General features: G+C 54.2%; 3 protein-coding genes. All 3 read right to left on the bottom strand.

Annotated elements, in window-relative coordinates; translation table 11 throughout:
- Positions 1-147 precede the first annotated feature (147 nt).
- Positions 148-735: a hypothetical protein gene (locus ACTH5D_RS17345; protein WP_441673420.1), complete on the bottom strand. Its 588-nt coding sequence runs from the start codon at positions 733-735 to the stop codon at positions 148-150.
- The gene (locus ACTH5D_RS17340; protein WP_441673418.1) at positions 735-1,478 is read right to left on the bottom strand and encodes a Crp/Fnr family transcriptional regulator; all 744 of its coding nucleotides are present in this window, start codon (positions 1,476-1,478) and stop codon (positions 735-737) included. The genes ACTH5D_RS17345 and ACTH5D_RS17340 overlap by 1 nt, the downstream gene beginning before the upstream one ends.
- A 143-nt stretch (positions 1,479-1,621) precedes the next feature.
- Positions 1,622-4,463, bottom strand: a 2,842-nt coding sequence (gene uvrA, locus ACTH5D_RS17335) for an excinuclease ABC subunit UvrA (RefSeq protein WP_441673416.1), incomplete at its 5' end; no start/stop codon positions are given.

The following is a 4,463-nucleotide window of genomic DNA, read 5'->3' as shown; positions in this document are numbered from 1 at the left end:
CGATGGTAGTGTGGGGTCTCCCCATGCGAGAGTAGGTCATCGTCAGGCACTTATTAAGAAAAGCCCCGAGCACATTGTGTTCGGGGCTTTTTGTTATGCTTGAAACAAATTAAAAGCAGCCGTTTTGCTGCTCATCGTGTTTAATCACTAAAGCCTGTTAGTCGGAGGCTCGTCGGCTTCACACTGGCCAAGCATATGATTAATGGCCGTGTCGGCTCCTTTCAGGCTAAAGGTCATGTACCAAGGCTCTCGGCCTTCTTGATCAAAGCCAAGAAACAGCTGCTCACCCTGACGCATGTCGGCCATTAACGTTGTTAAGTCGCTTAAGTAAAAATGTGCGTAAAATCCATCATCGCCACGTTCGGTAATAAACTCGGCCATGGTATCTATCACCGGCTGCCCATCGATGCGTAGCCGAGAAGGTACTAAGTTCACCGTGCGGCTTTCACCCTGCTGCTGATCAAGCGTGACGCGCATTTCTAGCCAGGGTAGATCGCATATGCCTGCCGTCGCGTTTAGGCTCAGCGTTGCATCCGAGTAGCTAGAGGCTTCAACCGCACGATAATGCTGTTCACCACTCAGCGAGAGCATCATTGACTGCCAATCTTCATGGCTTTGCACTTCATCGGTATTAAACGTCGCTGCGTTTGCCGGGGGCGTAGCGGCCATCCATGTGATGGCCACCATAGTGGCAAGCGTTAGCGAGCAAGAGCGCAGAGGGTGAATCGCAGACATTATACAGCGTCCCCTAATAGGGGCCGGACGTTGTCGTTGAGATAGCAGTTGTCAAACTCGCCTTCGTCGCTGAGTGCTTGTAAGTCCGGAATCGTTAAATGATGGCGGTCGCGAAAGGCAAGTCCATCATCACTGAGCGCGGTGAAGGTGCGGCTAACGTGTACCGGGCTGAGGCCAAGCACATCGGCCAACTGCTCTTGGGAGAGTGGCAGGCGGAATTGATTGGTAAGATACGGATTGGTTTGCCGCAATCTTAGATACATCTCGTAAAGAAAATGCGCCATTTTCTGCCGGGCACTACGCCTAGCTAAGTTGACAAGGCGCTCGGTCATTAGCGCCTGCTGGCGGCTACTAATCGCAAACATCACCGAAGTAAGCGGCAGCGACTCACGAAATATGTCTAGCAAGCGCTTATGGGGGAAGTGGCAAACGACGCCGTCGCCAATCATGCGCACGCCCTCAAGGCGTTGCGAAAAAGCAAATTCGCGTAGACCAACAATATCGCCAGGCAAAAACACTTCCAGAATTTGCCGATCACCGTTTTCTTGGTGTCGATAGGAGTAAGCCCAGCCACTTTTAAGTGTGCAAAACTCATTGGCTGGGTCGCCCATCTCCCAAAGTAGTGAGCCCGCTTTAACATCAGAGGGACTATCTTCAAGTGAGATAAGTAGCTTCTTCTCCTCGTCGGTGAGCGAGCAGTAGTGACTAAAATGCTTAATAATACAGCTGTTTTCTGGATCCACAACTTTTCCCTCTAGCAGAGGTTTACATAGTACTTCGAATTTTTATCTGTCTGCTACTGTAAGCAGTATGGTCGCGTTCTATGCTGTCGGATCGGCATAGCGGAGCGCAGGTTTAGATGGCCCCCCCCTCATGGCCCCACATATCAGCGCTTCGTTGCGTGTTTACCGCGTGCCAGCAGTGGCGCTAAGAAACGACCGGTATGCGATACGTCCTTCTTGGCGATCTGCTCCGGCGTACCTTCAGCAATGATCTGCCCTCCACCGGAACCACCTTCAGGACCGAGATCGACAATCCAATCCGCCGTCTTGATCACATCCAAGTTGTGCTCAATCACTACGATGGTGTTGCCATGGTCGCGCAGGCGGTGGAGCACCGTGAGCAGTTGGCGAATATCTTCAAAATGCAGGCCGGTGGTAGGCTCATCCAATATATAGAGGGTTTTACCCGTATCGCGTTTGGCTAATTCACGGGCGAGTTTAACCCGCTGTGCTTCACCACCCGATAGGGTCGTTGCGCTTTGCCCCAGGCGAATGTAGGAGAGCCCTACATCTAGCAACGTCTGTAGGCGACGAGCAATGGCGGGCACCGGGCTAAAGAACGCCAAAGCATCTTCGACTGTCATGGCCAGCACTTCGTGAATCGTTTTTCCCTTGTAGTGGATATCAAGCGTTTCACGGTTATAACGCTTGCCTTTACACACGTCGCAGGGTACGTAAATATCCGGCAAGAAGTGCATTTCCACCTTGATCATGCCTTCGCCCTGGCACGCTTCACAGCGTCCGCCCTTGACGTTGAAGCTGAACCGCCCTGGCTTATAGCCTCGCGAACGCGCCTCCTGAGTGCCCGCAAACAGCTCCCGAATCGGCGTGAAAATGCCGGTATAGGTCGCTGGGTTGGAGCGCGGCGTTCGCCCAATCGGGCTTTGGTCAATATCGATAACTTTGTCGAGCTGGTCAAGCCCCTCAATTTTTTGATAAGGCGCCGGTGTTAGCGTCGTTGCACGGTTCAGTTCTCTTGCCGCAATCGGCATTAAGGTGCCGTTGATCAACGTCGATTTGCCTGACCCAGAGACGCCGGTAATCGCGATAAACAGCCCTAATGGCAGCGTCAACGTAACGTCTTGCAAGTTGTTGCCAGTGGCGCCACGCACAATCAGCTGTTTTTCTGGGTTGCCGGGAATGCGCCAAGGCGGTACGGCGATTTCACGCGTGCCAGAAAGATATTGACCGGTCAGCGAGTTAGGGTTGTCCATCACATCTTGCGGCGTGCCCTGGGCGACAATCTCACCGCCGTGGGCGCCAGCCCCTGGGCCAATGTCCAGCACGTGGTCAGCGGCACGGATGGCGTCTTCGTCGTGCTCGACCACAATCACGGTATTGCCTAAATCGCGCAGTCGCTCAAGGGTTTTCAACAGCCGGTCATTGTCGCGCTGATGCAAGCCAATCGAAGGCTCATCAAGAATATACATAACGCCGACGAGGCCTGCGCCAATCTGGCTGGCCAAACGGATACGCTGCGCTTCACCGCCGGAAAGCGTGTCAGCGCTGCGCTCCAAGTTGAGATAGTCCAGCCCTACATTGACCAAAAACTCTAGCCGAGCGTGGATCTCATGCACGATTTTATCGGCAATCTCACCTTTGCGCCCCGGTAAGCTGAGATCGGCAAAGTAGCGCCATGCTTCGCCAATCGGGAAACGCACAATCTCGGCAATGTTGTGATCATCCACGTACACATGGCGCGACTCTTGGCGTAGTCGCGAGCCGCTACAGGTAGCGCAGGGCTGCACCGCGATATACTTAGACAGATCATCGCGCACCATGTTGGATTCGGTTTCCCGATAGCGGCGCTGCATATTGGGCAGAACGCCCTCAAAAGCATGCTCGCGGGTGACTTTGCGACCACGATCACCCACGTAGACAAACGGCACCTGCTCATCACCGCTGCCGTTTAAGATAATTTCCTGCTCGTGGCGGGCGAGCTCCTTCCACGGGGTTTCAAGCTCAAAGCGATAGTGCTGAGCCAGTGCCTGCAGCTGAGTGAAGTAGTAAATATTGCGTCGATCCCAGCCTTTGATAACGCCCTCCGCCAAGGAAAGCTCAGGATGGCTGATCAGCTTGTCAGGGTCGAAATACTGCTGCACGCCCAGGCCATCACAGGTGGGGCAGGCGCCGGCTGGATTGTTAAACGAGAACATGCGCGGCTCAAGCTCTGCCAGCGAGTAGCCGCACACCGGGCAGGCAAAGCGCGAGGAGAAGGCAAGATCACCGCGCTCACCGTCCATGAAGTGAATCATGGCGGTCCCATCGGCTAGGTTGAGCGCTGTTTCGAAAGATTCCGCCAGCCGTTGAGCCAAATCATCGCGCACTTTAAAACGATCAACGACTACGCTGATATCATGCTTTTTGCGCTTATCGAGCGGTGCAATGTCATCGAGTTCAAGCACCTGGCCGTCGACGAGGGCGCGAACAAACCCTTGAGCACGCAGCTCAGCTAATAATTGAAGGTGCTCGCCTTTGCGGCCTTTGACGACCGGTGCCAGCAGCATGAGCTTGGTGCCTTCGGCGAGATTCATGACCTGATCGACCATCTGCGAGATAGTTTGCGCTTCTAAGTCTTCGCCGTGTTCTGGGCAGCGTGGCGTGCCCGCGCGGGCAAACAGTAGGCGCAGATAGTCATAAATTTCGGTAATCGTGCCCACGGTTGAGCGTGGGTTGTGGGAAGTGGACTTCTGTTCAATAGAGATCGCAGGCGAAAGCCCTTCAATGTGATCCACATCAGGCTTTTCCATGATCGACAGGAACTGGCGCGCATAGGTGGAAAGTGATTCCACGTAGCGGCGTTGACCCTCGGCATATAACGTATCGAACGCCAACGACGATTTGCCCGACCCGGAGAGGCCAGTAATCACAATGAGCTTATTACGGGGCAGTTCCACATCGATCTGCTTGAGGTTGTGGGTGCGGGCACCCCTGACCAGAATGCTG

The organism is Halomonas sp., assembly GCF_052095695.1.
In the GTDB taxonomy this organism is placed as follows: domain Bacteria; phylum Pseudomonadota; class Gammaproteobacteria; order Pseudomonadales; family Halomonadaceae; genus Vreelandella.
This window is presented reverse-complemented; position numbering and strand designations above follow the sequence as displayed.

Coding starts and splice junctions, on each gene's coding strand:
- ACTH5D_RS17345 (WP_441673420.1), bottom strand. CDS start 735: ATGTCTGCGATTCACCCTCTGCGCTCTTGCTCGCTAACGCTTGCCACT.